2 protein-coding genes are annotated in these 2,753 nt (G+C 43.2%); both read left to right on the top strand.

Annotated elements, in window-relative coordinates:
- Positions 1 to 103 precede the first annotated feature (103 nt).
- On the top strand, positions 104 to 505 hold the full coding sequence (locus CWE11_RS11900) for a PH domain-containing protein (RefSeq protein ID WP_157981358.1): 402 nt from the start codon (positions 104 to 106) through the stop codon (positions 503 to 505).
- A 396-nt stretch (positions 506 to 901) separates the two neighbouring features.
- The gene (locus CWE11_RS11895) at positions 902 to 1,708 is read left to right on the top strand and encodes an alpha/beta fold hydrolase (protein WP_126777841.1); all 807 of its coding nucleotides are present in this window, start codon (positions 902 to 904) and stop codon (positions 1,706 to 1,708) included.
- Positions 1,709 to 2,753 lie beyond the last annotated feature (1,045 nt).

Below are 2,753 nucleotides of genomic sequence, written 5' to 3'. Positions count from 1 at the left end.
AATCATCAAAAGGCAGTATCCCTGCTAAACAAAAGCGAGCATGGATGAAAGCCGAATATCTGGAGGCTGTATTATCTGCGGGCTTCAGCGAGATGGTGAATTAATGTACACTCATGCGGTTGCCCTGGGGTCGGCAGCGGTATGTCTCGTTGCATTTGCGCTTGCTGTACGCACCGGTAGTGCGCTTGCAATTATTTTAACACTGTCCGCCGCCATTTTTGGCGCGGGCCTCCCGTTATGGCTGTTGGCGAGTACCAACTACACCTTATCTGACTCGAAGCTTTTCGTGAAATGTGGGCCGTTTAAGCGGGACATCCCCATTGCGCAAATAACCAGTATCAAAGCGACTTCAAGTCCGTTGTCTAGCGCTGCTCTTTCTACAGATCGGCTCCAAATCGATTATGGGCGCGGGCAGTCCATCATGATCTCACCCAAGGATAAAGAAGAATTTCTGCGCGACTTAGAAACTCGTCGTGCAATAGGTGCTCACAATACAAATATTTAATACAAACCGGCTGTGACATTCAAACCGAGCAAGATCTTCTAGGTCACACTCACGTAAAAACCAACCAGATTAATACCCATGTGCTTAAGCAATACTTTTGCTGGTACGTTGAGGCCACTGAACAAGATCGAGGATACGCTACAAGCGCCCGCCTATCTGCACCATCGAACGCACATTATCAACTTGCCTAAAGGCTGCAAGGCGTTTATGGTCTACTCTATTAAATCAATAATAAGCAAGCATGTTGACACAAACGAGCATGCGCATTTCGTACCAAGCGAACACAGGGAGTTGTTCATGAAATCCTCAGTATTCATCATTCTCTCAAGCCGTTTCTCGCCAGAAATACACCGCGCATGCTTAGTATTCAAATGTTAGTGTTTTAAGGAGATTTTTTTGAAATTAATTTTGTTATCGATCTTTGTGTTGTCCTTTTCTGTGGTCGCAGAACCGAAGTTCTCAAAGGTTGGGGACTTTGAGCTGGAATATGAAATCGCCGGCAGTGGTGAGTATACAGTCCTGCTGGAAGGTGGTGCTGGTGCTGGTTTATCTGACTGGGACCCTGTCTTCTATAAAATTGCTGAAAGAGCTACAGTTATTCGCTATTCAAGGGTAGGCAATGGCAATTCAACTAAAATAAAGCGTCATTTTACTTCTGACGAGTATGCTCATTATGCCAGCAACCTTTTACTAAATTTAGGGATTACGCAGCCTGTCATTTTAATTGCTCATTCGTATGGTGGTAATGTAGCTCGGGATTTTGCAGTGGCTTACCCTGCACAAATACAAGCACTACTGATGCTTGATCCATCTTCGGAGCATGATGTGGATATTATGCGTGCTATTAATTTAGAGCAGGCTAACAAAGAAATTGCTGCGGTTAAGCTTGCTGATATGGAAAATGGCATGTCAAATAACTACTTGGATTTTTGGAGTAAGAGACCTTTACCGAACTACCCACAGATCAAAGATATGCCTGTTACTGTTATTGCCTCGATCAAAAAAAATCCCAATCCACCACACTTGCTGGCTAGTGACCAAGGTGTAGTCAAGTGGGGTGAAACATGGAAACAATGGGCTGAAGCTTTCCCACAAGGGCGGGCAGTGTTAACAGAGATGAGTGGTCATTTTGTGCAGTTTGACGAGCCTGAATTAGTGGTTAGTGAACTTACCCTAATTATTGAGCGGCTTATAAAACACTAACAAGGCGCTATTGTCGCCACTATCGTGGCTGGGACGACTTACGCTTCGCTCCAGCCGCCCCAAAGCTTTGCGTTATAAGCCATAGGAAAGATCGGTGTCCAAATCGTTAATAGGTAAACTCGATGTACTCAGCGTTTTTATTGCGTGGTTTCTTCTGATCGCATTCCTTCTCGCGCTGGGATACGGCAAGTTTTTCGCTTCACCGGAGGCTAGTGCGAGTCATTTGGTATACATCTTTGGTGCTTTTCTTGGCGCTTTAGTAGTACATATTGTGCTGGCATTGTTTAATCGTTGCCCTCACTGTAATAAGTGTTTGACCGTTCAAGGGTTTAAACCGCCACATCCAGCGTCAAGTGGCGATTGGACAAAAGTGGTTTGGCATTGGTTCTCTGGTTCCATAGTCTGTATTCATTGTGGGCAACGGGTAAATACAAATGACTTATAACAAATTGCTTAATTTCGTTCCGGCCACAAAAAGCGTGGCGTCCACTGGACTGCCTACGCTACGCTGCGGCAGCCAATTAGCAAAGCGTTATCACTAAAAAATGGACTAGAGATGAATCTAACGTTGAAGATCTACAAGAATAGAGTTGAGTTATCGAATGGTTCGAAAGTGGTTAATGACACTTCAATAGGTCCTTTCTCCGTATAAAGATTGTTAGTCGCAAATTTTGATCTAGCATGGAATTGTGTAGTAAGAGCAGAGAAAAAACTATCGGTAAAATGGATCTTTAAGATAAAACCAACGGTCATCGGGTTTCTTATTCATGGCTTCAGTATTTTAATCGCAGTAAGCATATATTTTTATACCACGAAACTTTTTCACTAAGCACGTCATGAACCAACTAAGTAAAACATAACAACGACAATAAAATTATAAAAATCAATCGGAGAATAAAATGAAACCTATTTTAATAACCTGAATTCAGATAATAACCGCAACACTCATGTAATGGGATAGGTCGAAAGGAGGTCAGCTACCGACATGTGGTAGTCTTACTTTTCGACCAAAAAAAGTGAGTTCCAACATGAGTTATCGGCAGCT

Origin of the sequence: Aliidiomarina sanyensis (assembly GCF_003987175.1) — a bacterium.
GTDB lineage: Bacteria > Pseudomonadota > Gammaproteobacteria > Enterobacterales > Alteromonadaceae > Aliidiomarina > Aliidiomarina sanyensis.
Note: the sequence above shows the minus strand (reverse complement) of the source record. Positions and strands in the feature narration are given on the sequence as shown.

What these genes read in the sequence shown, in the direction of transcription:
- CWE11_RS11900 (WP_157981358.1), top strand. Translation starts at nt 104, where the DNA reads ATGTACACTCATGCGGTTGCCCTGGGGTCGGCAGCGGTATGTCTCGTT.